Origin of the sequence: Leucobacter chromiireducens (assembly GCF_051993095.1) — a bacterium.
Lineage (GTDB): Bacteria > Actinomycetota > Actinomycetes > Actinomycetales > Microbacteriaceae > Leucobacter > Leucobacter chromiireducens.
In genome coordinates this window covers 1979222-2006075 of record NZ_CP197024.1, presented here as the reverse complement: position 1 = coordinate 2006075, position 26854 = coordinate 1979222, and the positions used below count along the sequence as shown (strand labels likewise).

22 protein-coding genes are annotated in these 26854 nt (G+C 66.8%); 14 read left to right on the top strand and 8 right to left on the bottom strand.

Annotated features, from left to right (window positions below; genetic code table 11):
• The 4 genes from ACR81A_RS09050 to ACR81A_RS09035 all read left to right on the top strand — a co-directional run bounded on the left by ACR81A_RS09050 (position 1) and on the right by ACR81A_RS09035 (position 3491).
• Positions 1 to 1491 (top strand): XRE family transcriptional regulator, encoded by a 1491-nt coding sequence (locus ACR81A_RS09050; RefSeq protein WP_202382957.1) that lies wholly within the window; start codon positions 1 to 3, stop codon positions 1489 to 1491.
• Between the two features lie 126 nt (positions 1492 to 1617).
• Complete coding sequence (locus tag ACR81A_RS09045) at positions 1618 to 2082, top strand: FHA domain-containing protein (RefSeq protein WP_337248992.1); 465 nt, start codon at positions 1618 to 1620, stop codon at positions 2080 to 2082.
• Between the two features lies 1 nt (position 2083).
• On the top strand, positions 2084 to 2761 hold the full coding sequence (gene ftsR, locus ACR81A_RS09040; RefSeq protein ID WP_202382956.1) for a transcriptional regulator FtsR: 678 nt from the start codon (positions 2084 to 2086) through the stop codon (positions 2759 to 2761).
• Positions 2762 to 2909: 148 nt separating this feature from the next.
• Positions 2910 to 3491, top strand: coding sequence for a MerR family transcriptional regulator (locus ACR81A_RS09035; protein ID WP_202382955.1), 582 nt, complete (start codon positions 2910 to 2912; stop codon positions 3489 to 3491).
• Positions 3492 to 3595: 104 nt separating this feature from the next.
• Here ACR81A_RS09035 and ACR81A_RS09030 read toward each other — a convergent pair whose 3' ends face one another.
• Entirely contained in the window at positions 3596 to 4435 is an 840-nt protein-coding gene (locus ACR81A_RS09030) for an AAA family ATPase (protein WP_202382954.1), read from the bottom strand.
• 157 nt (positions 4436 to 4592) lie between these two features.
• The gene (locus tag ACR81A_RS09025) at positions 4593 to 7268 is read right to left on the bottom strand and encodes a M1 family aminopeptidase (RefSeq protein ID WP_440311640.1); all 2676 of its coding nucleotides are present in this window, start codon (positions 7266 to 7268) and stop codon (positions 4593 to 4595) included.
• A gap of 308 nt (positions 7269 to 7576) precedes the next feature.
• On the opposite strand from ACR81A_RS09025, the gene ACR81A_RS09020 reads away from it, so the two are divergent.
• Both ACR81A_RS09020 and def read left to right on the top strand, forming a co-directional pair.
• Positions 7577 to 10975: a pyruvate carboxylase gene (locus tag ACR81A_RS09020; RefSeq protein ID WP_440311639.1), complete on the top strand. Its 3399-nt coding sequence runs from the start codon at positions 7577 to 7579 to the stop codon at positions 10973 to 10975.
• 10 nt (positions 10976 to 10985) lie between these two features.
• Entirely contained in the window at positions 10986 to 11477 is a 492-nt protein-coding gene (gene def, locus ACR81A_RS09015; protein ID WP_202382951.1) for a peptide deformylase, read from the top strand.
• A 79-nt stretch (positions 11478 to 11556) separates the two neighbouring features.
• Here the strand turns inward: def and ACR81A_RS09010 are convergent, their stop codons facing one another.
• Positions 11557 to 13383, bottom strand: a complete 1827-nt coding sequence (locus ACR81A_RS09010; RefSeq protein ID WP_202382950.1) for an AMP-binding protein — start codon at positions 13381 to 13383, stop codon at positions 11557 to 11559.
• A 140-nt stretch (positions 13384 to 13523) separates the two neighbouring features.
• Here ACR81A_RS09010 and ACR81A_RS09005 point away from each other — a divergent pair, with 140 nt between their 5' ends.
• Positions 13524 to 14204, top strand: coding sequence for a 1-acyl-sn-glycerol-3-phosphate acyltransferase (locus ACR81A_RS09005; RefSeq protein WP_202382949.1), 681 nt, complete (start codon positions 13524 to 13526; stop codon positions 14202 to 14204).
• Positions 14205 to 14364: 160 nt separating this feature from the next.
• Positions 14365 to 15735 carry a class II 3-deoxy-7-phosphoheptulonate synthase gene (locus ACR81A_RS09000; protein ID WP_202382948.1) on the top strand — a complete coding sequence of 457 codons (1371 nt, stop codon included), beginning with the start codon at positions 14365 to 14367 and terminating at the stop codon, positions 15733 to 15735.
• 16 nt (positions 15736 to 15751) lie between these two features.
• Here ACR81A_RS09000 and ACR81A_RS08995 read toward each other — a convergent pair whose 3' ends face one another.
• The 3 genes from ACR81A_RS08995 to ACR81A_RS08985 are packed head-to-tail and all read right to left on the bottom strand — an operon-like array spanning position 15752 to position 18713.
• A complete protein-coding gene (locus ACR81A_RS08995; RefSeq protein WP_202382947.1) occupies positions 15752 to 16693 on the bottom strand; it encodes a TAXI family TRAP transporter solute-binding subunit in 942 nt (313 codons plus the stop codon).
• Entirely contained in the window at positions 16690 to 18063 is a 1374-nt protein-coding gene (locus ACR81A_RS08990) for a sensor histidine kinase (protein WP_440311638.1), read from the bottom strand. Before ACR81A_RS08990 ends, ACR81A_RS08995 begins: the two co-directional genes overlap by 4 nt.
• Positions 18060 to 18713 carry a response regulator transcription factor gene (locus tag ACR81A_RS08985; protein WP_440311637.1) on the bottom strand — a complete coding sequence of 218 codons (654 nt, stop codon included), beginning with the start codon at positions 18711 to 18713 and terminating at the stop codon, positions 18060 to 18062. Before ACR81A_RS08985 ends, ACR81A_RS08990 begins: the two co-directional genes overlap by 4 nt.
• Positions 18714 to 18909: 196 nt before the next feature.
• On the opposite strand from ACR81A_RS08985, the gene ACR81A_RS08980 reads away from it, so the two are divergent.
• Positions 18910 to 20352: an MFS transporter gene (locus tag ACR81A_RS08980; RefSeq protein WP_440311636.1), complete on the top strand. Its 1443-nt coding sequence runs from the start codon at positions 18910 to 18912 to the stop codon at positions 20350 to 20352.
• Positions 20353 to 20423: 71 nt separating this feature from the next.
• Here ACR81A_RS08980 and pknB read toward each other — a convergent pair whose 3' ends face one another.
• Complete coding sequence (gene pknB / locus ACR81A_RS08975) at positions 20424 to 22445, bottom strand: Stk1 family PASTA domain-containing Ser/Thr kinase (protein WP_440311635.1); 2022 nt, start codon at positions 22443 to 22445, stop codon at positions 20424 to 20426.
• Between the two features lie 94 nt (positions 22446 to 22539).
• Here pknB and ACR81A_RS08970 point away from each other — a divergent pair, with 94 nt between their 5' ends.
• Positions 22540 to 22887 (top strand): Rv2175c family DNA-binding protein, encoded by a 348-nt coding sequence (locus ACR81A_RS08970; protein WP_202382943.1) that lies wholly within the window; start codon positions 22540 to 22542, stop codon positions 22885 to 22887.
• Between the two features lie 28 nt (positions 22888 to 22915).
• Here ACR81A_RS08970 and ACR81A_RS08965 read toward each other — a convergent pair whose 3' ends face one another.
• Positions 22916 to 24016: a polyprenyl synthetase family protein gene (locus tag ACR81A_RS08965; protein ID WP_202382942.1), complete on the bottom strand. Its 1101-nt coding sequence runs from the start codon at positions 24014 to 24016 to the stop codon at positions 22916 to 22918.
• Positions 24017 to 24088: 72 nt separating this feature from the next.
• On the opposite strand from ACR81A_RS08965, the gene ACR81A_RS08960 reads away from it, so the two are divergent.
• From ACR81A_RS08960 to ACR81A_RS08945, 4 genes are all read left to right on the top strand, one after another.
• A complete protein-coding gene (locus ACR81A_RS08960; protein WP_440311634.1) occupies positions 24089 to 24472 on the top strand; it encodes a DUF3040 domain-containing protein in 384 nt (127 codons plus the stop codon).
• A gap of 342 nt (positions 24473 to 24814) precedes the next feature.
• Positions 24815 to 25246: a division/cell wall cluster transcriptional repressor MraZ gene (gene mraZ, locus ACR81A_RS08955; protein ID WP_202382940.1), complete on the top strand. Its 432-nt coding sequence runs from the start codon at positions 24815 to 24817 to the stop codon at positions 25244 to 25246.
• Between the two features lie 10 nt (positions 25247 to 25256).
• Positions 25257 to 26225, top strand: a complete 969-nt coding sequence (gene rsmH / locus ACR81A_RS08950; RefSeq protein ID WP_202382939.1) for a 16S rRNA (cytosine(1402)-N(4))-methyltransferase RsmH — start codon at positions 25257 to 25259, stop codon at positions 26223 to 26225.
• Positions 26222 to 26827, top strand: a complete 606-nt coding sequence (locus ACR81A_RS08945) for a hypothetical protein (protein ID WP_202382938.1) — start codon at positions 26222 to 26224, stop codon at positions 26825 to 26827. Before rsmH ends, ACR81A_RS08945 begins: the two co-directional genes overlap by 4 nt.
• Positions 26828 to 26854 lie beyond the last annotated feature (27 nt).

The window sequence follows — 26854 nt, the reverse complement described above, 5'->3', positions numbered from 1 at the left end:
ATGACGTCACTCGCCACCCCGCTCACGCCCGCAGTCGGCTTCGATACAGAGCCTGAAGACGGGGGAGACGCGCTGACGCTCGGCCGCCGTGTCCGTGAGCGACGCACCGAGCGAGGGATGACGCTCGAGCAGCTCGCCGCCGCAGTTGACCGCGCTCCCTCGCAGCTCTCCGCGATCGAGAACGGCAAGCGCGAGCCCCGGCTGCCCCTGCTCCGCGCGCTCGCCGCAGCGCTCGGCGTCACAGTGGACGAACTGCTCATCGACGAGGCTCCCAGCGAGCGAGCAGCGCTCGAGATTGCGGTCGAGCGTGCCCAGCGCGGCACGGTCTTCGGGTCGCTCGGCATTCAGCCGATTCGGGTCTCGAAGGCAACAAGCGACGACACGCTGAAGGCCATTCTCGGACTGCACCAGGAGGTGGAGCGGCTGCACCGGGAGCGCGCTGCAACGCCCGAGGAGGCGCGTCGCGCGAACACGGAACTCCGAGCGGAGATGCGTGTTGCCGGCAACTACTATCCCGAACTCGAGCGGGCGGCCTCGCAGCTGCTGGATAGTGTCGGCTACACGGGCGGCCCCGTGTCGCAGCAGACCACCTCGAATGTCGCGGAGAAGTTGGGCTTCAGTCTCCACTATGTGTCGAACATGCCGCACTCCACCCGATCCGTCATTGACCGGCGCAATGGGCGCATCTATCTGAGCAGCAATCTCCCGTCGCGGGATGCGCGCGCGCCAATCCTGCGCGCCCTTGCGAGCCTCGTCTGCGGGCACGAAGAGCCGCGCAGCTACGGCGACTTCCTGCGTCAGCGGGTGGAGGCGAACTATCTCGCCGGTGCGGTGCTACTGCCAGAGGAAGCCGCGGTGGAGCACCTTGCCGCAGCGAAGAAGCAGCGACAGATCTCGATGGAAGATCTGCGCGACGCGTTCGGCGTCTCGTACGAAATGGCGGCACACCGCTTCACGAACCTCGCAACTGAACGACTCGACCTCCAGGTGCATTTCATGAAAGCGCACGAGTCGGGCACCCTTATCAAGGCGTATGAGAACGACGGGGTTCGTTTCCCCTCCGATGCGCTGGGCAACTTCGAGGGCGCGATGGTGTGCCGCAACTGGACGGCGCGCACAATTTTCAGTCAGCCGGATCGCTTCAACCCCTGGTACCAGTACACGGACATGGCGGCGGGGGGCACCTACTGGTGCACCTCGCGAGTTGAGAAGGCCAAAGAAGGGCTCTACTCCGTGAGCGTGGGGGTGCGCTTCGAGGACGTGAAGTGGTTCCGCGGCCGAGAGACCCCGCACCGCTCACAGTCGTTCTGCCCCGATGATCGCTGCTGCCGGCAGGCGTCAACCGAGCTCACCACGAAGTGGGAAGCTGCGGCTTGGCCCGAGGCGGCAACCCCGACGAGTCTCCTCGCCGCGTTGCCAACGGGAACCTTCCCGGGCGTCGACTCGAATGAGGTCTATGCGTTTTTGGAGCAGAACGAGCGCAGCTCATAGCACGCCGCGCCGCTCTCGGCCGTGAATTCGCTCGGCGGGGTGCGCCGCGCCCGTCGGCTGCGATAGCGTAGAGGGACTGAGCCGACTGGCTCACCGAAGCCCCGAGCAGTAGGAGTGGGTGAGCACGTGAACACCGAGAATCACGCCCGTCGCGCCGACCACACGGAGGTGCGTGCAACGCAGCAGTTCCGCGAAGACCTGGGAGCGATGATTCGCTCGCGAGCGACCGACTTGTCGATCGACGAGCGCGAGGCCGTCGAGGCGCTGCCCTCGGGAGCGGCGCTGCTGGTGGTGCGTCGCGGACCGGACCTCGGTGCCCGCTTCCTGCTGGACCAGGAGGTCACGGTCGCCGGTCGTCACCCAGCGGTCGATATCTTCCTGGACGACGTGACGGTGTCGCGCCGCCACGCAGAGTTCCGCCGCTCGGGCACTACGTTCACGGTTGCCGACAAGGGCTCGCTGAACGGTACGTTCTGCGACGGCGAGCGCATCTCGGGTGAGGTCGTGCTCGAGGACGGCGTCGAGGTGCAGGTGGGCAAGTTCCGCTTCACCTTCTTCGCTTCGCGGTTCGACCTCGCAGAAGGCGCGTGAGATGACGGGCGCGGCAGCACGCCAGCCCGTTTCCGGTCTCCTCAGTATTGGACAGGTGCTGAGCCTGCTCGCGGACGACTTCGCGGACCTTTCACCCTCGAAGCTGCGCTTCCTTGAGGAGCAGGGCCTTGTCGCCCCCGAGCGTACGAAGTCGGGCTACCGAAAGTTTTCGCAGACTCACATCGAGCGACTCCGCTTGATTCTGACCCTCCAGCGGGATCACTACCTCCCACTCAAGGTCATCGCTGAGGTGCTCGAAGAGTTGGATCAGGGCCGCGACCCGATCATCCCGGGGGCCGCCCGTCGGAGCGCGTCAAGCATCCTGTCCCCGAAGCGGGTACTGAGCGCCGACGAGCTGTGCCGGTCGACCGGCGCGAGCACTCGGTTCTTGGGAGAAGCGATCGCGGTGGGTTTGCTTCCCGCGGCAGAGGTCTTTCCGCATGATGCGGTCGCCCAGCTCACTGCGCTGATGCGCCTGGCGGAGCGCGGCATCACACCGCGTCACCTCCGATCGGTGCGCGTGGAGGCTGAGCGTGAGGCGGAGCTCATTACCCGCGCCGCCTCGACGCGCGGTGTGAAGAGCGGCACACCTGCCGGTGACGAGGAAGCGCTGGAGTTCGCCGGCTACCTCGACACGGTGCGGTCCGGCGTGTTGCGGCGGGCAATTTCCGGGGCCTAAATCGGGTCAGATCCGCACCGTTTCAAGCTTCGCGATTGCGGGCTCGGCGACACGGTGAAAATGACGGCTCGGGGTCGTTGCACGGGGCAGTGCCTGTGGGTAGCGTTGTTGAAGTTGGGCGCGCTCGCGTCCCCGGGAAAGGAACGCCATGAAGGACACGCAGCACCCGTTCGGGGAAGACGGTTCTTCGCAGACGCTCGGGGAATCCATCGCGGACGATCTGCTGTTTGATGATGGCCTTCCACGCCCCAATCAGGATGGTGGCTTCAAGGGCGCAACCGCAGCGCGCGCCGCTGGCATCACTTACCGTCAGCTTGACTACTGGGCCCGGACCGGGCTCGTTGAGCCCACGGTGCGGGGAGCCGCAGGATCGGGATCGCAGCGTCTCTACGGTTTCCGCGACATTCTCGTGCTGAAGCTCGTGAAGCGCCTGCTCGACACCGGCATCTCGCTGCAGCAGATTCGCACCGCCGTGGCGCAGCTCCACGAGGCCGGCGTGCACGATCTGTCACAGACCACGCTGATGAGCGATGGCGCCGGCGTGTACCTCTGCACCTCGAGCGACGAGGTCATCGACCTGGTGAGCCGTGGACAGGGCGTGTTCGGCATCGCTGTGGGGAAGGTGCTGCGCGAAGTGGAGACCTCTCTCGTAGACATGGACGAGCACCGCGAACAGGCCGCATCGGTCGACGAGCTCGCTGAGCGTCGCGGCAGCCGCAAGATCTCCTAGAGCTTTCCCGGCGTTGCTCCTCCGCGGCGCCGGTGTTGTCTCTCCGACAATGAAGAAGCCCCCTGCCACGGCAGGGGGCTTCTTCGTTGTGCGAGTGTGTGCGCCTAGTCGGTGACCGTGGTCGCCTGTGCGGGGGCCTTGCCCGAGCGGGTCGCGTCCATGCCTGCGCTGCGCAGCACACGGTCCAGGATGAGGTCGAAGTTGCCAGCCATTTCCTGCGACTGCTCGCCGGGCCACATGTGCACGGGCTTCGCCGCGCCCTGCGCCTGCTGCAGAGAGGGACGCTCGGGGAGCTGAGGGGTCAGCACGAGGGGGCCGAACATCTCACGGAGCTCGCGAATGCGGAACTGGTGTTCCATCGACTGCGGCTGCGTGCGGTTGATGAGAATGCCGAGGGGCTGCAGCCGGGGGCTCACGCCGCGGCGGATCTCCTCGATGGCGCGGAGCGCACGGTCCGTCGCCGCAACGGCGAACAGGCTGGGCTCAGCAACCACGAGCACGCGATCACTCGCTGCCCAGGCCGTGCGGGTCAGCGCGTTCAGCGACGGTGCGCAGTCGATCAGTACGAGGTCGTACTCAGACTCGACGACCGCAAGCGCTTCCTCGAGCTTCCAGATGTCGCGCGCAGACGGGTGGGGGCCGTCGAAGTTGATGGAGGACGGGCTGCCGACCATGAGGTCGATCGTGCCGCCCTCGTGGTAATCGTTCCAGCCGCTGTGCGCGATCGCTGCGCGCACGGTCTTCTCCTTGGGGCTTTCGAGAACGTCTGCGACGTTCAGGAAACCTTCCGGGTTCACCGCGAGACCGGTGGACACATCGGACTGCGGATCAAAGTCCACAACGAGGGTCCGCAGGCCGCGCGAAAACGCTGCCGAAGCGAGGCCGAGGGTCACGGTGGTCTTGCCGACTCCGCCCTTGAGGGAACTCACACTCAATACATGCACAGGACGAGTTTAGTCGATCTGGGCTGGGCGCGAGCTAGTGCGAGGAAAACATGCTCGCGGAGAGCGGAATTTCCCCGTCGCGACGGGCGAAACGCAGCGGGGCCGCGGGAGCAGCGTATTGCTGCACTCCCGCGGCCCCGCCGCGCCAGGGTACCCGCTAGGCCGTCACGCGTCGCCTCCGCGCCGCGATCAGCACACCGCCAGCGAGGAGCAGTGTGGCTGCCAGCGCCACAGCCGCGAGCGGTGCGGCCGAACCGGTGGTTGCGAGACCGCCCTGTTCGATCAGGATCGGGCCCCACCCGATCACCGCGCCATCCGCGTGCGCGGCCGCGAGACGATGCTCACCCAATTCCGTGTTTGCCGGAATTGTGAGACGCACGTCGCCCTTCGCGTCGACGCGCAGTGTGCCGAGGTGGGTGGGGGAAGAGAACAGCCAGCCCTCGATCTCAGTGCCCGCGAGCGCACGGCCCACGTGCACAGTGATCTGCTCACCCGGGTGCGCCTTTCCGGGGAACGTGATCTTGCCGAGGAGCGCTGCCGTGAGGGCCGACTCGGCCGGCGGAACGGGGTCGGTGGCGCCGGGGTCGGTTCCTGGGTCGGTTCCCGGGTCGGTGCCCGGATCTGTTCCTGGATCCGTGCCCGGGTCCGTCGCGGCCGCGACCTGTGCGGTCGGGTCACTCGTCACGGTCACGGGGAGGAACCGCTCCTTGGTGCCCGTCACGGTGACGGTGACCGTCTTCCCGAGCGCCGCCTCGTCGAGCTCCAGGGTGGCACCGTGTGCGCCAGCGACGTCCGCCCCGTCGATGGCCCACTGGTAGCTCAGCGTGGCGCCAGCGAGCCAACCGTCGGTCTTCGCGGTGAGCGTCTCACCGACGCGGGCGAGCCCGGCGACCGTCGGCTTCGGGGCGGGGGACACGGGATACTCGTCGACCGCGAGCTCGGTGCTGCACTCGGCGCAGGTGCCGCCAAGCGTTGCGACCCGGGCCTCGGCGGTGATGCTGCCACCGGAGGCCGTGTCGCTCACCGTCGCCGCGAAGCTCAGTTCAGCCGTCGCGCCGGGCTCGGTTGCGGGCACCTGCCAGCTCAGCGTGGTGCCGTCGAGGGTCAGCCCCGCGGGCAGCTGATCGAGCTCTGCGGATTCGAGCAGCGACTGCGCGTCGACCGTGATGACTGAGCTCGCGAGGGGAACGAGCCCCGTGTTCTTGGCGCTGAGCGTGTACTCCACCCGGTCGCCGCGCTCGAGTCGCTCGGTGCGCTCGGGGGTGGCGAGCGTGGCCGTGAGCTTCTCGGGCCAGGCCGGCTTCCCCGCCTTCATCACCCAGTCCTGCCAGAACGCGTCGAGGTCGCGGCCCGAGAGTTCCTCTGCGAGTGCCTGAAGCTCCGCACCAGAAACGCTCTGCCCACCGTAGCGGTTCTGCCACTCGAGCACGATGGCGAAGTACGCCTCATCGCCCACGCTAATCTTCAGCGCCTCCCAGAACTGCGCGCTGCGCGTGTACGTCTGGTAGCCATACAGCAACGCCGAGTCGTTCTGGGCTCCCGGGGGAATGAGCCACTGCGGAGCACCCGCCGGGGTTCGGTTCCAAGACTCGAAGTAGCTCTGTTCAGTGGACCTGCCCGTGCCGAATCCCGCGGCGCTGTTGTAATGGGTGGGGCCCCAGGTTGCCATGCCCTCCGCGATCCAGATATCGGTCCAGTTGGTGGGCGACACGTTGTCGCCGTACCACTGGTGCACCAGCTCGTGAATGAGCGTGTTTCCGCCGACTGAATTCGCGGACGGGAAGAACGAGCGGTCCTGCGTCTCGAGCGCGTAGTTGATCTCTCGCGGCACGCTGTCGACCACCACGCCGGTGCTGTTGCCCGGGTACGGGCCGTAGACCTTCTCGAGGTTCTGGGTGATCTGCTGCAGCTGACCGAGCCGGTTCCGCACGATATTCTTGTCGGCGTCGGAAAACTTCGAATCAATGAACGACCAGCTCGGGATCGTGCGGCCATCGCTGAGCTGCACGCTGCCCTCGATGATGTCGAAGCGGCCGATGCCGATGATCGCGAGCTCGGACGCCATCTGCTTCTCCTGCACCCACTTCCAGGTGGTGCGGTTGCCGTCTGGTGACGGCGTGCGCGACGCAAGCTCGCCATTGCTGACGGCCGCCGCGGGCATGGGGTCGGAACCGTTCGCTGCGGAAAGGGTGGTCGGAATGTCGACGGTGAAGGTGTAGCTCGCCTTATCGGCCGGGGTGTTGTTGTGCGGGTACCCAGCCATCATGCCGATCGGCTGGCCCAGCAGCATAGCGCCGTCGCTCGTGGCGCTCCAGCCTTCCGCGGCCCCGTCCTTGTCAATGTGTGTGACCGGGACGCCGTGATAGGTGACCGTCGTGGTGAATTCACCAGACACTGGGGTCTTCGGCGTGACGATGAGCTTGAACTTGATGGCGTCGGCATCAACGTCGCGCGACCAATCGGCAGCTACGCCGTTGACCAGCACGGAGTCAACCTCCATGCCCTCGAAGTCGAGCGAGAAGGAGCGGAGCGGCTGCTCGGCGCGCGCAGTCATCGTGGTGGTCGCAGTATCGATGCGTCCAGACACGAGCGAGGTGGTCTGTACCTCGTCGGGCGTCCACGCGAGCGCGACATCGTAATTGAGAGCGTCGTAGCCGCCGTTGCCGACGTTGGGTACAACGCTGTCGCCTGAGGTCCGTGGACCATCGATGGCGTCGGCCGCGAACGCGCCGGCCGCGGGGAATGCAAGCAGGCCAGCGGTGAGCGCAAGGACTGCGGTAGTGGCAAGGGAGCGGCGCGCACGCACGCCACCTCCCGGTGTGGTGGGGGTCATGTGTTCCTTCGACGGTGGAGGGACAGAGATATAGCTGCATGATCAGCGGTGATCGAGACGCAGCTCCCGACCCAGAGTAGTTGGGCCGAGCCACCCCCGGAAGACGGGACCCTCGCAGAGGCTCTGCAGCCCTCCAGTCCCAATCTGGAGCGAGAGCGCCCCACGCAGACTCATCAGCTGCGGACACGGTGCGTCGCAGATCCTGCGGTATTCCGCGCGTGATCCGCATGAGCATGTATCTTGATATCGAACGAATCGCGCGGTCTGGGCAACCGGCGACGAGCCGATTGACAGAGAGGTACATCTGCATGTTTAGGAAAGTTCTGGTTGCCAACCGCGGTGAGATTGCGATCCGCGCATTCCGTGCCGCGCACGAGTTGGGCGCGTCGACGGTTGCGGTCTTCCCATACGAGGATCGCAACTCGTTGCACCGGTTGAAGGCCGACGAGGCGTACCTCATTGGTCAGGTCGGCCACCCGGTGCGCGCGTACCTCGACGTGGCGGAGATCGTGCGTGTGGCGCTTGAGTCGGGCGCAGACGCGATTTACCCGGGCTACGGCTTCCTCTCGGAGAACCCCGAGCTCGCCGCAGCGGCCGAGGCAGCGGGCATTCGCTTCATTGGGCCCGGCCGGAGCGCGCTGGAGATGGCGGGCAACAAGGTAGCCGCGAAGGAGCACGCGATCGCCGCTGGCGTTCCCGTGCTGCGCTCCACGCCGCCGTCGCAGGACATCGACGCGCTCATCGCAGGCGCGCGCGAGATCGGATTCCCGGTGTTCGCCAAGGCGGTTGCCGGAGGAGGAGGGCGTGGCATGCGTCGCGTCGAGCGGGCCGAAGACCTGCGGGACGCGCTCGAGTCGGCGATGCGCGAGGCAGAGTCGGCGTTTGGCGACGCGACGATGTTTATTGAGCAGGCCGTGCTGCGGCCGCGCCACATCGAGGTGCAGGTGCTTGCCGACGCCACGGGTGCGGCGGTGCACCTGTTTGAGCGCGACTGCTCCGTGCAGCGCCGCCACCAGAAGGTCGTGGAGATTGCGCCGGCCCCGAACATCACGGAGGAGAAGCGAGCTGAGCTGACGCGCGACGCGATCGCGTTCGCGCAGTCGATCGGCTACGAGAACGCTGGCACCGTCGAGTTTCTGCTCGACACCGAGGGGGAGCGCGCTGGCGAGCACGTGTTTATCGAGATGAACCCCCGTATTCAGGTGGAGCACACGGTCACGGAGGAAGTGACCGACGTGGATCTGGTGCGCGCGCAGATGCGCATTGCGGCCGGTGCAACCCTTGAGGAACTCGAGCTCACGCAGGACCGAATCCAGCTGCGTGGCGCGGCGCTGCAGTGCCGCATCACCACCGAGGATCCGGCAAACGGCTTCCGCCCAGACCTCGGCCGCATCACGGCGTACCGCTCGCCGGGCGGCGGCGGCGTTCGGCTCGACGGCGGCACGATCAACGCGGGCGCTCAGATCAGCCCGCACTTCGACTCGATGCTCGCAAAGCTCACCTGCCGTGGTCGGACGTTCGAGGATGCCGTGGTGCGCGCACGCCGGGCGCTCGCCGAGTTCCGCATCCGGGGTGTCGCCACGAACATCCCCTTCCTGCAGGCAGTGCTCGCCGATCCCGATTTCCAGGCCGGTGACGTCGCGACCTCGTTCATTGAGGAGCGCCCCGAACTCCTCGAGATGAACAAGCCGAAGGACCGCGCCACACGCCTGCTGCAGCACGTCGCCAACGTGACGGTGAACCAGCCCAACGGTCAGCGCCCCGGCCAGGTCAACCCGGCCACGAAGCTTCCCGCGCTCGACCTGTCGCAGCCCGCGCCCGCGGGTTTGCGCTCGCGTCTTCTCGAGCTGGGGCCCGAGCGTTACGCGCGTAGCCTGCGTGAGCAGACCGCGCTCGCGGTGACGGAGACGACGTTCCGCGACGCACACCAGTCGCTGCTGGCCACCCGCGTGCGCACGAAGGATCTGACGCGCATCGCCCCGTACGTTGCGCGGATGACGCCGCAGCTATGGTCGGTCGAGGCCTGGGGTGGTGCGACCTACGATGTGGCGCTCCGCTTCCTCGGGGAGGATCCGTGGGAGCGGCTTGCGGCCCTGCGCGAGTCGCTTGGCGATGTGCCGATCCAGATGCTGCTTCGCGGACAGAACACGGTTGGCTACACCCCGTACCCCGAGAGCGTGGCCCGCGCATTCGTGAGTGAGGCCGCGGCAACCGGCGTCGATGTGTTCCGGATCTTTGACGCGCTGAATGATGTGAACCAGATGCGCGTCGCGATCGACGCGGTGCGTGAGACGGGCACCACCGTCGCTGAGGTCGCGATGGCCTACACCGGCAACCTGCTTGACCCGGCAGAGGACAAGTACACGCTCGACTACTACCTCGGCCTCGCCGAGCAGATCGTCGACGCGGGCGCGCACGTGCTCGCCATCAAGGACATGGCGGGCCTGCTCCGCCCGGCGGCCGCGGCGAAGCTCGTCGCCGCTCTGCGCGAGCGCTTCGACCTGCCCGTCCATCTGCACACGCACGACACTCCGGGCGGCCAGCTCGCCACGCTGCTCGCGGCATCACAGGCCGGCGTCGACGCGGTGGATGTTGCATCCGCGCCCATGTCTGGCACGACGAGCCAGCCGTCGCTCTCGGCGCTGGTCGCTGGCCTTGCGAACACGGAGCGCGACACCGGGCTGGATCCCGACGCGGTCTTCGCCCTCGAGCCGTACTGGGACGCGGTGCGCTCGCTCTACCGCCCCTTCGAATCGGGCCTGCCGTCCCCGACGGGGCGCGTCTACACTCACGAGATTCCGGGTGGACAGCTGTCAAACCTCCGGCAGCAGGCCATCGCGCTCGGCCTCGCGGACGACTTCGAGAAGATCGAGGATATGTACGCTGCGGCAGACCGGATTCTCGGCCGGATCCCGAAGGTGACGCCCTCGTCGAAGGTGGTGGGCGACCTCGCGCTCCATCTTGCGGCCGTCGACGCAGATCCCGCTGACTTCGAGGCGAACCCCGGGCAGTACGATGTGCCCGACTCCGTGGTCGGCTTCCTCGCGGGCGAGCTCGGTGAGATTCCCGGCGGGTGGCCCGAGCCGTTCCGCACGAAGGTGCTTGCGGGCCGCACGGTCGACACTGGGGCGACACCCGTGAGCAACGAAGACGCAGCACTTCTGGAAACGCCGGGAACGACCCGCCGCGAGACGCTGAACCGCCTGCTCTTCCCGCAGCCGACGCAGCAGTACGAGCGCGACCGCACGCAGTTCGGTGACCTCTCGGTGCTCGATACTCCCGACTACCTGTACGGACTCGTGCCGGGAGCTGAGCACGCCATCGATCTCGCGAAGGGCGTCCGACTGTACGTGGGGCTCGAGGCGATCGGCGAGGCGGACGACAAGGGCGTGCGCACCGTGATGGTGCGCGTCAACGGTCAGCTGCGCCAGGTCTTCGTGAAGGATGAGAGCGTAGCCGTTTCCGCCCCGGTGGCCGAGAAGGCCGACCGCACGGTTGCCGGGCAGGTCGCGGCGCCGTTCTCGGGCACGGTCACGGTGAAGGTCGCCGTGGGCGATCAGGTGGAAGCCGGTCAGCCCGTCGCTACGATTGAGGCGATGAAGATGGAGGCGGCCATCACCGCCCCGGTCTCCGGCGTGGTTGAGCGGGTGGTGTTCGCGGGCACCCGGGCGCTCGAGTCGGGCGACCTCATCGTCGTGATCGCCTAAGATACCGAGCGTGGCAGTTCGAGATATTCGCCTCTTCGGCGACCCGGTCCTTCGCACGGTTTGTGACCCCATCGAGGAGGTGGACGAGGGCGTACGCGCCCTCGTCCAGGATCTTCTGGACACGGTCGCCTTCGACGGGCGGGCCGGGCTGGCCTCGACACAGATCGGGCACCAGCAGCGCGCGTTCTCGCTGCACATCGATGGCGAGATCAGCTACATCTTGAACCCGGAGATCGTGGCGCTCGAAGGGGACCCCGTGCCAACCGGCGAGGGGTGCCTCTCGGTGCCGGATCTCTGGTTTGAGGTCATGCGCTACCCGAAGGCAACCGTGCGCGGGATCGACCTCGACGGCAATGAAATCGTCATTTCGGGGGAGGGGCTGCTCGCGCAGGCACTCCAGCACGAGTGCGATCACCTGGACGGCAAGCTCTACATCCAGCGACTCGACCGAGAGGCGCGTGGCGAGGCGATGCGGCAGATCCGCACGTCCAGCTGGTTCTAACGCGCCAATCCGAAACGACCGTGGGCCGGGGAGAATCAATCTCCCCGGCCCACGGTCGTGTGTGCAGTAGCGCGCGGTACTACGGCCTCGTCTCGACCGCCGCGGTCTGCGGGTTGTCGCCGTAGATCTTCGAGATCTCACCCGCGAAGTCACGCAGGATCGCATCGCGGCGAATGCTCATCTTCGGCGTGAGGTGGCCATTTGCCTCGATGAACTCGGTCGGAAGGATCACGAACTTGCGGATCGACTCGGCGCGGGAGACATACTTGTTGCCCTCATCGATGGCGCTCTGCACCTCGGCCAGCACTTTCGGGTGACGTGCCGCCTCGAGGCGCGTCATCGTCGGGTCCTCGCCCTGGTTGTTGAGCCAGGCGGGGAGCATCTCCATGTCGAGCGTCACGAGGGCCGAGATGAACGGCTTCTGGTCGCCGACCACAACGACCTGGCTGATGATCGTGTTCGCGCGGATTGGATCCTCGAGCGCCGCGGGAGCGACGTTCTTGCCGCCCGCCGTTACGATGATCTCCTTCTTGCGGCCGGTGATGGTGAGGTAGCCGTCCTCGTCAAGCGAGCCGAGGTCACCGGTGCGGAAGAACCCGTCCTCGGTGAACGCGTCGCGCGTCGCGGAGGGGTTGTTCCAGTACTCCTTGAAGACGTCGATGCCCTTGATCTCGACCTCGCCATCGTCGGCGATTCGGATGGTGTGGCCGGGAAGCGCGGGGCCGACCGTGCCGATCTTGAACTTGTCCGGCAGGTTCACCGAGACCGGCGCGGTGGTCTCGGTGAGGCCGTAGCCCTCGAGGATCTTCACGCCAAGGCTGCGGTAGAAGTGGCCAAGGTAGTGGCTGAGCGGCGCGGAGCCAGAGACGGCATACTTCACGTTGCCGCCGAGCTTGGCGCGCAGCTTGGCGAAGACGAGCTTGTCGAACAGCTTGAACTTGAGGCCCAGCATGAAGGGGACGTGCCCCGCGTCGAGCGCCTCAGAGTGTTCGACACCGACCTTTGCCGCGGTGCGGAAGATTTTGCCCTTCCCCTCGGCCTCAGTGCTCTGCTCCGCGGAGTTGTACACCTTCTCGAATACGCGAGGGACGGCCAGGAGGAATGTCGGCTTGAACGAGCCGAGCGCCGGCAGCAGTTGCGATGTGTCCGGCTCGTGCCCCACCCGCACACCCGCGTGCACGGCGAGAACGGAGATGAACCGAGCGAAAACGTGCGCGAGCGTGACGAACAGTAGCGTCGACGCGCCGGGCTGCACGACATCGTCGAGCGCGGCACCGGCGTTTCGGGCGAGGTCAACGAAGTTCGAGTGCGTCAGTACGCAGCCACGCGGTCGGCCGGTGGACCCCGAAGTGTAGATCAACGTGGCCATGTCGCTGCCCACCGCGATGTTGCGGCGGCGCTCGATCTCGTCGTCGCTGATGTCTGCGCCCGCGGCGACAAGCGCGTCGAGTGCGCCCTCGTCCAAGCGCCAATCGAGCGTCAGCGCGGGGAGGTCGCTGCGCACCTCAGCGACGCGCGACGCGTGCTCCGCGGTCTCGGTGATGATGGCGCGTGCGCCCGAGTCTTCGAGAATCCAGTGGATCTGCAGCGGCGAGGAGGTCTCGTAGACCGGGACCATCACCGCGCCAGCGTAGTGCAGCGCGAAGTCGATGAGCGTCCACGGGTAGCTCGTCTTGCAGATCAGTGCGACGCGATCACCGGGCTCGATGCCCGATGCGGCAAGCCCCTTGGCGAGCGCCACGACCTGTGCGCGGAACTCCGTGGCGGTGATGTCGCGCCACGCTCCGCCTTCGGGAACGGCAAAAATGATGCGTTCGGGCGTGGCGATCACGCGTTGTTCCAGCAAATCCGAGATGTTGTCCTCGGGAATCGAGGGGATCAGGATAGGCGTTTCAGTCTGTTTCACGGCAGCTCCCTTGATACCTAGTACAGGCCTTCACGGTGTGCGGCAGTTCGCCGCAGCTTCATCACATCAGCCTATACGCATACTGCTTCACGGCCCCTGGGTCAGCTAAGGTGGACTCCGTCGAGAGGAAATCACCGACTGTGCTCTACTGGTTCTTTAAACACCTGATCATCGGGCCGTTCTTGAAAACGCTCTACCGCCCGTGGGTGGAGGGTGCCGAGAACATTCCGGAGACCGGGCCCGTGATTATTGTGGGAAATCACCTTTCTGTGATCGATTCCTTCTTCATGCCTCTCATGATCGACCGTCGGGTCTATTTCCTCGCGAAAAGCGACTACTTCACCGGGAAGGGCCTGAAGGGCTGGCTCGTCAAGACCTTCATGACCGCGGTGGGGCAGCTGCCCATCGACCGCTCGGGTGGCAAGGCTTCGGAGGCTTCGCTGAACACCGGACTCAGCGTGCTCGACCGCGGTGAGGTGCTCGGCATCTACCCCGAGGGCACCCGCAGTCCCGACGCGCGGCTCTACCGGGGCCGCACGGGTGTTGCGCGGCTCGTGCTCGAGTCGGGTGCAACCGTGGTGCCGATCGTCATGATCGACACGGAGAAAGCGATGCCGATCGGGGCGAAGGTGCCGAAGATCCGCCGCATCGGCACGGTCATCGGCAAGCCGCTCGACTTCACCCGGTTCGCAGGCATGAGTGCCGACCGTTTCGTGCTCCGCAGCGTGACCGACGAGATCATGCTCGAGATCCAGAAGCTCAGCGGCCAGGAGTACGTGGACGTGTACGCGTCGAGCGTGCGCGCACGCGCAACGGCGTAACCCGCGATCGGGATCGGGGCAGCTTCTCGTTCCCCGTCTGGGGCAGCGTTCGCCCTGCGCGTGACGGCCCGTTCTCGTGGCCGGTCAGTAGTAGGCTGGGGCGGTGTGGCACCCGCCACACTTGAGGCTGAACCCACCCCAACAACACAAGGGATCGAAGATGACACGCCAGACCATCGAGACTGCAGAATCGCGAGCGTTTGCTGGGCTGGACGCCTATCGCGCGCTCGAGGCGAAGCAGCAGCCGGTCTGGCCGGATCCCGATGCCGCGGAGCGGGCCTCTGCAAACCTCGCCACGCAGCCGCCGCTCGTGTTTGCGGGGGAGGCGGATCAGTTGAAGACGCGCCTTGCCGCCGCCGCGCGCGGGGAAGCTTTCCTGCTGCAGGGCGGCGACTGCGCCGAGACCTTCGAGGCCGCGACCGCCGACAAGATCCGCGATCGCGTGAAGACGCTGCTGCAGATGGCCGTCGTGCTCACCTACGGCGCTTCGATGCCCGTCATCAAGGTGGGCCGCATGGCCGGCCAGTTCGCGAAGCCCCGCTCGAGTGACACCGAGACACGAGAGGGCGTCACGCTGCCCGCGTACCGCGGGGACATTGTGAACGGCTACGACTTTACGCTCGAGTCGCGCACCGCGGACCCCGAGCGCCTAGTGCGGGGCTACCACGTCTCCGCATCCACCCTGAACCTCATCCGCGCGTTCACGCAGGGCGGCTTTGCCGATCTGCGCCAGGTGCACGAGTGGAACAAGGGCTTCGTGTCGAACCCCGCAAATCAGCGCTACGAGTCGCTGGCAGCAGAGATCGACCGTGCACTGAAGTTCATGGACGCGTGCGGCGTCGACCACACCGCGCTTACGCAGACCGAATTCTACGTCAGTCACGAGGCCCTGCTGCTCGACTACGAGCGTCCGCTGACGCGCGTTGACTCGCGCACCGGTGAGCTGTACGACACCTCGAGCCACATGCTGTGGATTGGCGAGCGCACGCGCGACCTCGACGGTGCACACGTCGAGTTTCTCTCGCACGTGAAGAACCCGATCGGGGTGAAGCTCGGCCCGACGGCCACCGTGGACGACGCACTGCGGCTCATTGACAAGCTCGATCCCGAACGCGAGCCCGGCCGCTTGACCTTCATCACACGGATGGGCGCCGGAAAGATTCGCGACGTGCTGCCCGGCTTGCTTGCCGGCGTGCGCGACGCGGGAGCGACCCCGCTCTGGGTCACCGATCCGATGCACGGAAACGGAATCACCACCGAGACGGGCTACAAGACGCGTCGTTTTGACGATGTGATGGACGAGCTGCGCGGCTTCTTCGAGGCGCACCGCGAGGTGGGCACCGTTCCCGGTGGCATCCACATCGAGCTCACGGGTGACGACGTGACCGAGTGCCTCGGCGGCTCTGAGAACATCGACGAGGCCACCCTGGCGACGCGCTACGAGTCGCTCTGCGATCCCCGTCTGAACCACATGCAGTCGCTCGAGCTCGCGTTTCTCGTCGCCGAAGAGCTCAAGCAGACCGCACGATAGCGTCTGCCGGCGCCGCTCACCCGTAGCGGCGCCGGTATTCCGCTGCCGCGGCGGGGTGAAGCCGCATCTCTCCGGTGTCGATGAGGCTTGCTGGCGTGAGAAACTGCACGCCAACGGTGCCGCTCGGAACGAGCTCAGGGGCGTGATCGATGAGCACACCCACCAGTGAGGCAGCGGCTGCGTCCGGAAGGCTCGGCTGCGCCAGGAGGTAGTTCGGGATTCCGATGGTGGGCGTGGGCAAGCTTCCTCGGTACACCCCGGCCGGAACGCGCGTTGCGAGGTAGCGTTCGGGGTAGCGCGCGGCAAGATCAGGCAGCGCGTGCGCGAGATCGAGCAGTGTGAGCGGAATGCGCGCGTCGAGCTCGGTGAGGAGCGGGGTCGGCAGACCGCCCGACCAGAAGAGGGCGGAGATCCGGCCCGCGGCAAGCTCGTCGATCGCATCGCTGATCGGGAACTCACGCAGCTCCGTCCCCGCGACGTTCTGGCCGATTCCCCGTGTCTCCAGGAGTCGCCGGGTCGTGATGGCGCAGCCTGAGCCGCGGGCACCGATGGAGACGCGCGCGCCGCGCAGATCGTCAAGCCTGGTGATTGCCGAGTCTGCTCGAACGACGCACTGCAGATAGTTCTGGTAGACGCGGCCGAGCGCGACGAGCTCGTGACCGGGCACCTCGGCGGAGTCGGCGAGTGCGAGCGCGAGATCCGCTTCGTTCGTAGCGAGGAGCGTTGTGTTCTCCTCGCTGCCGTGCGTTTCTCGCAGCCGCAGAGCACGCTGGCCTTCCCGCGCGAACGCAGCGCTCAGCAGCCGCCCGAAGCTGAGGTACACCCCGCCCGGTTCGCCCGCTGCGAGGACGAGCGCTGGCCCACTCTGGCGCTCCGTGCAGCCTGCCAGAGAGAGGGCGAGTCCGCTCGCCACTCCCGCTGCGCTGATGAGCGCGGTTCTTCGACTGATCGTGCTCATGCGGACTCCAACGATATCCGAGTGCGCAAGCCGCCCGATGGTGCGCGGTCGACGGACACGATGCCCCGGTTTGCGCCAGCGAGCTGCCAGATGATGGGGTACCCAAGCCCGCTCCCGGGGCGTTGGTCTCGATCTGGTCCGCGCCAGAACCGCGTGCCCAGCTGGCGCAGATCTGCATCGCTGAGGCCGGGGCCCGAGTCCGCGAAGGTCAGCACCTCGCGGCCCTGGTGCGGCGCAAAGCCGACGGCCACTCGAGTACCCGGGCGGAGGTACCTGCTCGCGTTGTCCGCGAGAATGCCGACGATCTCCTCGAGATCGTGCCGCCGGCACCGCACCGTCGCGAGCCGGTCATCCGCGTTCAGCAGCAGTCCGGCCGCGGCCACTTGGGGCGCGTGCGGCTCACACAGCTCGGCAGCCGACAGTGTGAGTGCGGGGAGAGTAGCGTCTGTTCCCGTGTCCTCGGTCAGCGCGTTCGCTCGGTGCTCAGCGTCTGCGAGCGTGAGCATGCGCTCCAGGGTGTGATCGAGTCGGTCGAGATCCGCATCGATCGCGTCCAGATCATCCGTTGAGTCTGCACGGGGAAGCGCATCGACCCGCAGGCGGATCGCGGCGAGCGGGTTTCGCAGCTGGTGCGAGGCGTCAGCCACGAGGCCGCGCTGCTGCTCAAGCGTGGTCTCGACACGTTCGGCCATGCGTGTGAACGAGACCGCGAGGCTGCGCAGCTCCGGGGGACCAGTAACGGTGCTCAGGCTGAAGCCGCGGTGTCCCGCCACGGCGCGCGTTGCTGCATCAAGGGCATGCACCGGACGGAGCACCCAATTCGTCCAGAGCGCGGCGACCAGCAACAGGAGTGCGAGCAGGGCGGCTCCGACGCCGCCCGCGACGATCCATCCCGACACCACGTCCGCGCGCGCCACGGACTGATCGACGCGGAGCGCGACGGCGCCCGCGGGTGCCGTGCCGTCGGTGGTGATCGGTTCCGCAACGAAGTGCGTCTCGTCGCTCCACGGCATCACCGTGGGGAGCTGCCACTGCGGCACGCCGCGCAGCGCCGCGGTGACGGCGGCACTCGCTGGGCCCTCGACAGAAATATCGCCGACGGCGGCGACGGTCTCGCCGCGCCCATTCACCACCAGCACCGACTCACCGTAGGTCTCAGCGAATCGCGCGAGATAGCGTTCGAGCCCGGTGTCATCACCGCGCTCGAGTGCCGCGTAGGCCCGTTGCACGAGTTGACCGAGCGCTCCCGCACGCTGCAGTTGGAGCTGCTGCGTGCGAGATTCCGCGATCGACGCCGCGGTCGGGATCAGTACGGCGATCACCGCAACGAGCCCGAGGAGGAGCATGGGGAGGAGAACACGAAGCCTCACCGGCGCTCCTCAAGTCGAAACCCCACGCCGCGAAGCGTGGTGATCGTCACCATGGGCAGTTTTCGTCGAAGCTGAGCGAGGTGCACGTCGAGCGCGCGCGAGCCGACGGCGTGGTCATCACCCCACACTTCTGCAAGGAGTTCGCGTCGTGCGACGGGGGTGCCCGGGCGGCGGGCGAGCGCACGTAAGATCCCGGCCTCGGTCGGCGTGAGCGGCACCGTCGCGTCGTCGTGGCGCACCTCATGAGTTGCTGCATCGAGCGTCGCGTCGCCCACCGAGATGAACTCCGGGGTCGGCTGCGCGTAGCGACGGGTGACAGCCAGGAGCCGAGCCAAGAGCTCGTGGACCCGAACTGGTTTCACGAGGTAGTCGTCCGCGCCGAGCCGGAGCGCGTGCACCGTGGAACGCTCGTCGCCGCGAGCGGTGACCACCAACACGGGGACTGAGCTCACCCGTCGAAGATCGCGGAGCGCGTCGAGCCCATCCATATCTTCGAGCCCAAGGTCAAGGAGTACGGCATCGACGTCCCGGTACCGGGCGAGCACCTCGTCACCTCGAGCGACGCGTACGCACGTGTGACCGGCGCGAGTCAGCGCCGCGGTGAGCGCCGCAGCCACCGAGCGATCGTCTTCAGCGACCAGTACACGCATGCGCTCAAGTATGCAGGTCGCCTCGAAACCGTGCTCAGTACGACAAGCTGCGAAGCGCAGATCGTAAGCGGAACGTGACTCCGCCGTGTAAAGGGAGTGTAAAGACGCGCTCGCTGGGCGGTAGCCGCACGGCCCACAATGGCGGCGTGCGGCTCTCGCACCCCACCTCACCCCAATTGATGACGATTGGAAATTCATGTCAGTGTCAACGACGACCGCGACGTCTCCCACGATTCGACGGTCCATCTCTAACACGCTCAAGGGCTCGGCAGGCAACCTGGTTGAGTGGTACGACGTTTACGTCTATTCGGTGTTTCTGAGCTTCTTCGAGTCGCAGTTCTTTTCCGCGGACGAGCAGAATTCCACGCTCTATATCTGGGCGATCTTCGCGGTCACGTTTGTGATGCGACCGATCGGCTCGTGGTACTTCGGCCGCTTCGCCGATCGGCACGGTCGACGACTCGCCCTGACGATCTCGGTGTCGCTCATGGCCGCCTGCTCGATGGTGATTGCGCTGACCCCGAGTGCTGAGCTCATCGGTGCCTGGGCCGTTGTGATCCTCGTGTTCGTGCGCCTCCTCCAAGGGTTCGCAACCGGCGGGGAGTACGGAACGAGCGCGACGTACATGTCCGAGACCGCCATCGCTGGGCGACGTGGCTTCCTCTCCTCGTTCCACTACGTGACCCTCGTGGGCGGGCACGTCCTCGCGCAGTTCACCCTGCTCATCATGATGCTCACGATGACGCATGACCAGATTGCGTCGTGGGGCTGGCGCGTGGCCTTCACGATCGGTGGCGTGGGCGCGCTCCTAGTGCTGTGGTTGCGACGCACCATGGACGAGTCGCTGGGGGAGTCGACGCTCGCGGCGGTGCGGTCAGGGCAGTCGGTCGAGTCGGGCTCGATGCGCGAGCTCTTCCGCTTCCACTGGAAGCCGCTGCTGCTCTGCTTCCTGGTGACTGCGGGCGGTACGGTCGCGTTCTACACCTACTCGGTGACGGGCCCCGGCATCGTGAAGTCGGCGTTCTCCGGCGGAGACGCGCTTGCGGGCACTGTGATCAATCTCATCGCACTCACAATCCTCATGCTGCTCCAGCCACTCGGTGGCTGGCTCTCCGACATCGTCGGCCGCAAGACGCTGCTCGTGTTCTTCGGGGTGGGCGGAGTGCTGTACACCGGGTTCTTCATCACCGCGCTCCCGGCACAGCAGAACCCTCTCGTTGCGTTCGCGATCCTCGTGGGCGGGTTCGTCATCCTCACCGGCTACACCTCGATCAACGCGGTGGTGAAGGCGCAGCTCTTCCCCACGCACATTCGAGCGCTGGGCCTGGGGCTCGGGTACGCGCTCGCCAACTCGGTGTTCGGCGGCACGGCTCCCATGCTGTACCAGGCTGCGGGCGACGCCGGACACGTGCCCTGGTTCATTGGGTACGTGACCGTGGTGATCGCGGTCTCCCTGATCGTCTACGTGTTCTTCCTGAAGAACCGTGGCCCGAACTGGCTTGATGATGAGCAAGGGATGCGCGCACGGTTCCCCGAGCGAGGCGGCCGTCCGCACGGGGAGACAACGTTCGCCCCGGTCGCCGACGCCGCAGCGGTTCCCGCGACCGACGCGAGCGAACTGCTTCCAGAAGCGCGGTAGCGCCCAGCTCCCACGCCCGCACGTGAGACGCCCCGGACCGATCGGTCCGGGGCGTCTCACGTGCGGGGGCGCTACAGCGAAATCGTGCTCTTCACACGGATCTCGGTGCCGGCCTCGACGCGTTCACCCGCGGCGGGATCGGTCGACGTCGCCTTCGCGAGGTCACGCAGCGGGCCGCTCGGCACGAGCGAGCTCGGCGCAAAGCCGGCATCCGTCAGGATGTCCATGGCCTCCTGGAGTGGCTTCCCACTGACGTCCGGGATCTCGAACAGCTCGGGGCCGAGCGATACCTGCAAGCCGACGGCGTCGCCCGGGCGCACCGGGTCAGTGTTCGTGATGAGCGCCAGCACGTTGCCATTCGGCATCTCAGGATCGTGCGCCTCGGACCCGAGCCCCGCATCGAGCGTGAGGCCGGCCTTCTCGAGCGCCGCGGTCGCGTCTGCCGCGCTCGAGCCGACCACGTTTGGAAGCGGACCGGCCGAGACCACCAGGTTGACCTTCGCGCGCTCGGGATACTCCTCGCCCAGCGCATCGCCATCCGGATCAAGGGCCGCGAGCACGACATCCTTGTTGTCATCTGCGAACCGCGTGTCGACCACCTCACCAACGGTGAAGCCCGCCTTCGTGATCTCCTCACGCGCCGCGTTCAGGTCAAGCCCCACAATCGTGGGGACCGGCTTCAGCTCGGGGCCGGTCGATGTGCACAGCCGCACCGTCGCGCCGCGGTCGAGGCGAGAGCCCGCTTCGGGCTCGGTGCGAGCGGCCTGTCCCGCGGGCACGGTGAGACTGGGGCACTCGAAGACTTCGACCACCAGGTCCTGCTCCGCGAGCGCGCTCTCGGCGGTCGCCATATCCGCGCCGGCGATATCTGGCACGGTGACCTGTGAACCGGGGCCCTGCCCAAACCACCATCCGATACCGCCAGCGAGCGCCACGAGGAGCACGAGGACCGTGGCGAGCAGCCGCCCGCGGCGAGTGCGTCGCTGTGCCGAACTCGCAGCGCGGTCGAGCGCGGTCGCCGGCACCGAGGCGGGCGCCCCGGCGGCAGTGTGTGCGCCATCGTGCAGGATCGACGTACCGTCGGGGAGCACCGTGGTGCCGTCGCCCAGCACCGTCGTCCCGTCGCTGAGCACGGTGGTGCCCGCCGTCGCCGCGCCCGCCGCGCTGGGGACTGCCTCGTCGAGCACCGTGGTCGCGGGCGAGCCGCCGGCCGCGCCAAAGTCGAGCACCCGTGTGGCCCCGGGCGGCAGCGGCTGGCCGAGGCGCAACTGCGTGAGCGCTGCGAGTGCCTCATCGGCATCCTTCGGGCGATGATCCGGCTCTCGCTGGGTGGTCCAGCGCACGAAGTCGTCGAGCTCCGGCGTCGCCTCCGCGCACTTCGCAGAGGGCGGCGGTACCTCGGAGTGTGCGTGCTGGTACGCGATCTGCATGGGCTGTTCGCCCGTGAAAGGCTGCGTGCCCGTGAGCATTTCGTAAAACATGATGCCAAAGGCATAGAGATCGCTCCGCGCATCGGCAACGCCACGGGTCACCAGCTCGGGGGAGAGGTACGCAATCGTGCCGAGCAGTGCCTGACCCGTGGTGGTGTTCGCGGAGACCGCGCGCGCGAGACCGAAATCACCGAGCTTGATTCGACCGTCGTCCGCAAGCATCACGTTCTCTGGCTTGATGTCGCGGTGGACGATACCCGCGCGATGCGCGGCCGCGAGACCGGAGAGGACGGCCTCGCCGATCTCAAGTGTCTGTTCCGCCGTCAGCCGCTTCTGCTGCTTGAGGAGATCGCGGAGCGTGATGCTCGGCAGGTACTCCATCACCAGGTAGGTGCGTCCCGCGTCATGCCCCTGGTCGAACACGTTCACAAGATTGGGGTGCGACAGCCGCGCAGCGCTCCGTGCCTCCTGCTCGAAGCGGCGGGTGAAGTTCTCGTCCTCCGCCAGGTGCTCATGCATCACCTTGACGGCGACGCGGCGCTCAAGCCGCAGATCGTTGGCGAGGTACACCATCGCCATCCCGCCGCGGGCGATCCGCGAACGAATCGCGTAGCGCTCATCGAGCGTATGCCCGATCAACGGGTCGGAGGGCGCAGAGGTCACAGCGGAAGTCTACGGAACATTCGGGGGCTGAAACTCGACGCGCGCCGGGTTCGGGCGGATTGCGCTTCGTGGATCACGCTGGCAAAGTTGAGGTGTGGCCGAGAACATCGCACCTGACAGGTCCTATTTCACGATCCCCGAGCTGGTTGAGCGCTTCGCGCTGACCCCGGGGAAGCTGCGGCGCCTGATTGAGGATCATCAGCTCGCCGCCGTGCGCATCGACGGCGTCCTGATGGTCCCCGTCGAGTTCGTGCAGGGGGATCACCCGCTGCCTTCGCTGCGTGGCACGCTGCTCGCGCTGCTCGACGCCGGATTCGCGGATGACGAAGCGCTTGACTGGCTGTTTGAAGTGAATGAGGAGCTCGGCGAGCGCCCCATCGACTCGCTCGTTGCCGGGCGCAAGAGCGCGGTACGTCGCGCAACGCAGTCGCTCGCGTTCTGAACTCAGTGCGAGCGCACCGCGCGAGCGACTAACTCGCGCGGCGGGCCGCCCGCTCCGCGAGCACCATGAGCTGCGCCGCGGCGTCGGGAAGGACCGGGGCTGAGCGCAGAGACTCAGTCGCTCGCTCCACGTTGCGCGAGATCATGTCCTCGACGCGCTCCACTGCACCGCTCTCCCGAATCGTGCGCTGCATCATCATCACCTGCTCGGGATCGAGATCGGTGCCGAGCAGCCCATCGAAGATGTTGCGCTGTGTGGTGGGGAGGTGCTCGCGCGCGAGCGTGACGAGTACCGTGCGCTTGCCCTCGGCGAGATCGTCGCCGATCGGCTTGCCCGTGAGCTCTTCATCGCCGAACACTCCGAGTTGGTCGTCGCGAAGCTGGAACGCCACCCCGATCGGCAAACCAAACTCGGAGAGTGCATCTTCGACCTCGGGGGATGCTCCCGCGAGTGCGGCGCCGATGAGCAGTGGCGCCTCGACGCTGTACTTCGCGGATTTGTAGACGAGCACTCGAGTAGAGCGCTCGAGCTGCTCCTCATGTCCCGCGAAGGTGGGCTGCTGCTCTTCGAGGACGTCGAGGTACTGGCCCACCGCCACCTCGCTGCGCATCCGATTGAAGTGGTCGCGAGCCTGGCGTGCCGCGCCGCGGTCCGCCGTCGCATCGCACGCGCGGTTCATCAGCTCATCGGCCCACGATTGCAGCAGATCGCCCAGCAGGAGCGCCCCGGCCAGGCCGAAGTGATCGGCAGCACCCATCCAGCCCTGCTGCTCATGCATCGTGGCAAAGAGCCGGTGCACCGCTGGGCGTCCGCGGCGCGTATCAGAGCGGTCGATGATGTCGTCGTGGATCAGCGCTGCGGCGTGGAAGAGTTCGAGTGCGCATGCGGCGTCGAGCACACGGTCGAGCTCGGGGGAGAGCTCGCCCACGAGATCGAGCGGTGCCACCGCGCGGAAGCCGAGCACCGCGAACTGCGCGCGGAAGCGCTTGCCGCCGGTGAGGAAGCCAAAGGCCTCATCGAGCAGCGCGTGTGCGTCGGGCCCGAGTGGGGCGAGGGCCGCCCGGTGATGGGAGAGCGTGTCGTTGATTCGCTCCTGAATAAGCCCTGCGAGTCGCGTCGTTTCTTGCACACGACTAGCCTACTCTCGGCCGAGCGCCGTACACTGTAGGGTACAGATCGTTTGAGTGTCGGGAGGATCGTCATGGCGCTGTCAGAACACGAGCAGCGGCTGCTTGACGAGATGGAACGCGGTTTCTATCAGAGCGAGGCCGACGTGATGCAGACCGGTTCGGTCAGCCAGCGTCGTCTGAACTATCGCTCCCTCGTCCTGGGCATCGTCGTCCTCTTGGTGGGGGTTGGCGCGCTCATTGGCGGGGTCGCCGCACAGCAGCTGTGGTTGGGGCTCATCGGTTTCGCGGTCATGGTCGGAGGCGTGACACTCATGATGTCGCGCGGCTCGGAGACCGTGACGGTTGAAGACGTGTTGAACGGCGGTGGTCCGAGTGGGAAGAGCTCGGCACCGCGTGAGTCGCTCAGTGAGCGCATGGAGCGCCGCTGGGATGAGCGGATGGAGGGGGAGCGCTAAAGCCTCCCCTGAGTACGGCTTCGAGCCGCGGATCGGAAACGATCCGCGGCTCTTTTTTTGTGCCCGCTTCAGCTCGCGTCGGGCTCGAAGGAGTGCTGCTACGAAACTGACTCCACTTTCCTCCACGGAGGCCTCTCGGAGGGCGATTCTTGCTGCAAACTCACAAGAAAGACCTTCCCAACGCGCCGAGCGCCCGCGTCTGCCGTTCGAAGTTCACGCGCAACAGGCCCGGAATCTTGCGGGTCTTGCGCCTCGCTGGAAGAAAGTGGAGGGGAAACCCCCTGGGGTGGAGGAAAGTGGAGTAGTCTGGTGCCCAAGTCGATCCGGCGGAGGGAGGAACCCATGTTCTTGGGAACCTTCACGCCCAAGCTCGACGACAAAGGGCGGCTCATCCTTCCCGCAAAGTTCCGTGACGAGCTCTCCGACGGACTCGTTATTACGCGTGGGCAGGAGCACTGCCTGTACGTCTTCAGCGAGCAGGAGTTCACCGCAATGCACGAGCGCATCAGCCAAGCGCCGATGACCTCGAAGCACGCTCGCGACTACCTGCGTGTGTTCCTCTCGGGCGCACACCCGGAGACGCCGGACAAGCAGCATCGCGTGACGATCCCGCCTGGCCTGCGTGACTACGCGGGGCTCGATCGCGATCTCGCCGTGATCGGCGCCGGGTCTCGAGCTGAGATTTGGGACGCCACTGCGTGGGAGACCTACCTGCGTGAACAAGAAGCAGCATTTTCCGAAACTGACGGGGAGGTGATCCCGGGCATGTTCTAGCCCGGCCATCATGACGATTGATACCCGCGACCCCAGTGAGCTGCACGTCCCCGTGCTGCTTGATCGCTGCCTGGAACTCCTCGCCCCCGCGGCGAGCCGTGAGGGCGCCGTGCTCGTTGATGCGACGCTCGGCATGGGCGGCCACAGTGAGGCACTGCTGTCCGCTCACCCTGGCCTCACACTGATTGGCCTGGACCGCGACACGGAAGCGCTCGCGCTTGCCGGGAAGCGGCTGGAACGCTTCGGCGACCGCGCAATTCGTGTGCACGCCGTCTACGACGAGATCGCGGAGGCGGTGCGCGGCGCCGGTTTTGAGCGCATCGACGGCGTGCTCTTCGATCTCGGTGTCTCCTCACTGCAGCTTGATGAGGCGGATCGCGGCTTCGCATACGCGCAGGACGCCCCGCTCGACATGCGCATGGACCAGAGCCGGGGCGAAACCGCCGCCGAGGTGCTGCAGACCGCACCGGAGGGCCGGCTCCGCGCGATCTTCGAACGCTACGGCGAGGAACCGCTCGCCGGGCGCTACGCTCGCGCGATTGTCGCGGCGCGAGCCGAGGCGCCCATCGAACGAAGTGGACAACTGGTCGACGTGCTTCAGCAGGCCACGCCGGCCGCGGTGCGGGATCAGCGCCACCCCGCGAAGCGGGTGTTCCAGGCGCTCCGCATCGAGGTAAACGGTGAACTCTCCGTTCTTGAGCGCGCGATTCCCGCGGCGCTCGATCTGCTGAACCTGGGTGGCCGCGCCGTCATCATGTCCTACCAATCGCTTGAGGATCGCCTCGTGAAGCGCGAGCTCACGAAGCGGAGCCGCTCGACCGCTCCCGCTGGGCTGCCGGTTGAGCTCCCCGAGCACCGTCCCGAGTTCCGTCTGCTCACCCGCGGCGCCGAGCTCGCTGACGACGCTGAACGCGCCCGCAACCCGCGAGCGATCCCCGTGCGGCTCCGCGCCGCCGAACGAGCGAGGGACGTGCGATGAACAACACGGTGCCGATCGAGTTCGACCGCGATCTGGAGCACAGCTTCGAACTCGCGCCACAGAGCACCCCGGCCGCGCCGAGCGAGCGCCACCTGCGCCTTGCCCCTGCGGCCCCGCAGCAGCGCAAGCGCGCCGGGCTGAGCCCGCTCGTTGGCTCGCTCGTTGCCGTCGGCGTGATCCTCGTGATCCTCGCGACGCAGCTCGGGCTCAGCATCGCGATCTCGCAGGGCGCCTACGAGACGCGTGCGCTCGAGCTCGAGCAGCGCGACCTCGCCCGCGTGGAGCGGGTGCTCTCGCAGAACGTTGACAAGCTCTCTTCGCCCCAGAACCTCGCGGAGAACGCGGCCGCGCTCGGCATGGTGCAGAACTCACGCCCGGCGACCCTGCGCATGAGTGACGGAGCGGTGCTTGGCGCGCTCGAGTCGGAGACCTCTGAGGCGCGGGGGAACCTGGTGCCCAACGCCACCCTCGAGACGATGCCGGTGGTCGACGCAGCGGGGCTTCTCGTTCCTCGTGACGGCGCAGGCGCCTCCGCCCAGGCGGGTCCGAGCGAGCCGGCGGTACGGTGGCAGGGCAAGCTGCCCGCACCCGAGACCCACTAACCCGGCAGCTCGTACGGGAGGATCGGA

What these genes read in the sequence shown, in the direction of transcription:
- ACR81A_RS09050 (WP_202382957.1), top strand. Translation starts at nt 1, where the DNA reads ATGACGTCACTCGCCACCCCGCTCACGCCCGCAGTCGGCTTCGATACA.
- ftsR (WP_202382956.1), top strand. Translation starts at nt 2,084, where the DNA reads ATGACGGGCGCGGCAGCACGCCAGCCCGTTTCCGGTCTCCTCAGTATT.
- ACR81A_RS09035 (WP_202382955.1), top strand. Translation starts at nt 2,910, where the DNA reads ATGAAGGACACGCAGCACCCGTTCGGGGAAGACGGTTCTTCGCAGACG.
- ACR81A_RS09025 (WP_440311640.1), bottom strand. Translation starts at nt 7,268, where the DNA reads ATGACCCCCACCACACCGGGAGGTGGCGTGCGTGCGCGCCGCTCCCTT.
- ACR81A_RS09020 (WP_440311639.1), top strand. Translation starts at nt 7,577, where the DNA reads ATGTTTAGGAAAGTTCTGGTTGCCAACCGCGGTGAGATTGCGATCCGC.
- ACR81A_RS09000 (WP_202382948.1), top strand. Translation starts at nt 14,365, where the DNA reads ATGACACGCCAGACCATCGAGACTGCAGAATCGCGAGCGTTTGCTGGG.
- ACR81A_RS08995 (WP_202382947.1), bottom strand. Translation starts at nt 16,693, where the DNA reads ATGAGCACGATCAGTCGAAGAACCGCGCTCATCAGCGCAGCGGGAGTG.
- ACR81A_RS08985 (WP_440311637.1), bottom strand. Translation starts at nt 18,713, where the DNA reads ATGCGTGTACTGGTCGCTGAAGACGATCGCTCGGTGGCTGCGGCGCTC.
- ACR81A_RS08980 (WP_440311636.1), top strand. Translation starts at nt 18,910, where the DNA reads ATGTCAGTGTCAACGACGACCGCGACGTCTCCCACGATTCGACGGTCC.
- ACR81A_RS08960 (WP_440311634.1), top strand. Translation starts at nt 24,089, where the DNA reads ATGGCGCTGTCAGAACACGAGCAGCGGCTGCTTGACGAGATGGAACGC.
- mraZ (WP_202382940.1), top strand. Translation starts at nt 24,815, where the DNA reads ATGTTCTTGGGAACCTTCACGCCCAAGCTCGACGACAAAGGGCGGCTC.
- rsmH (WP_202382939.1), top strand. Translation starts at nt 25,257, where the DNA reads ATGACGATTGATACCCGCGACCCCAGTGAGCTGCACGTCCCCGTGCTG.
- ACR81A_RS08945 (WP_202382938.1), top strand. Translation starts at nt 26,222, where the DNA reads ATGAACAACACGGTGCCGATCGAGTTCGACCGCGATCTGGAGCACAGC.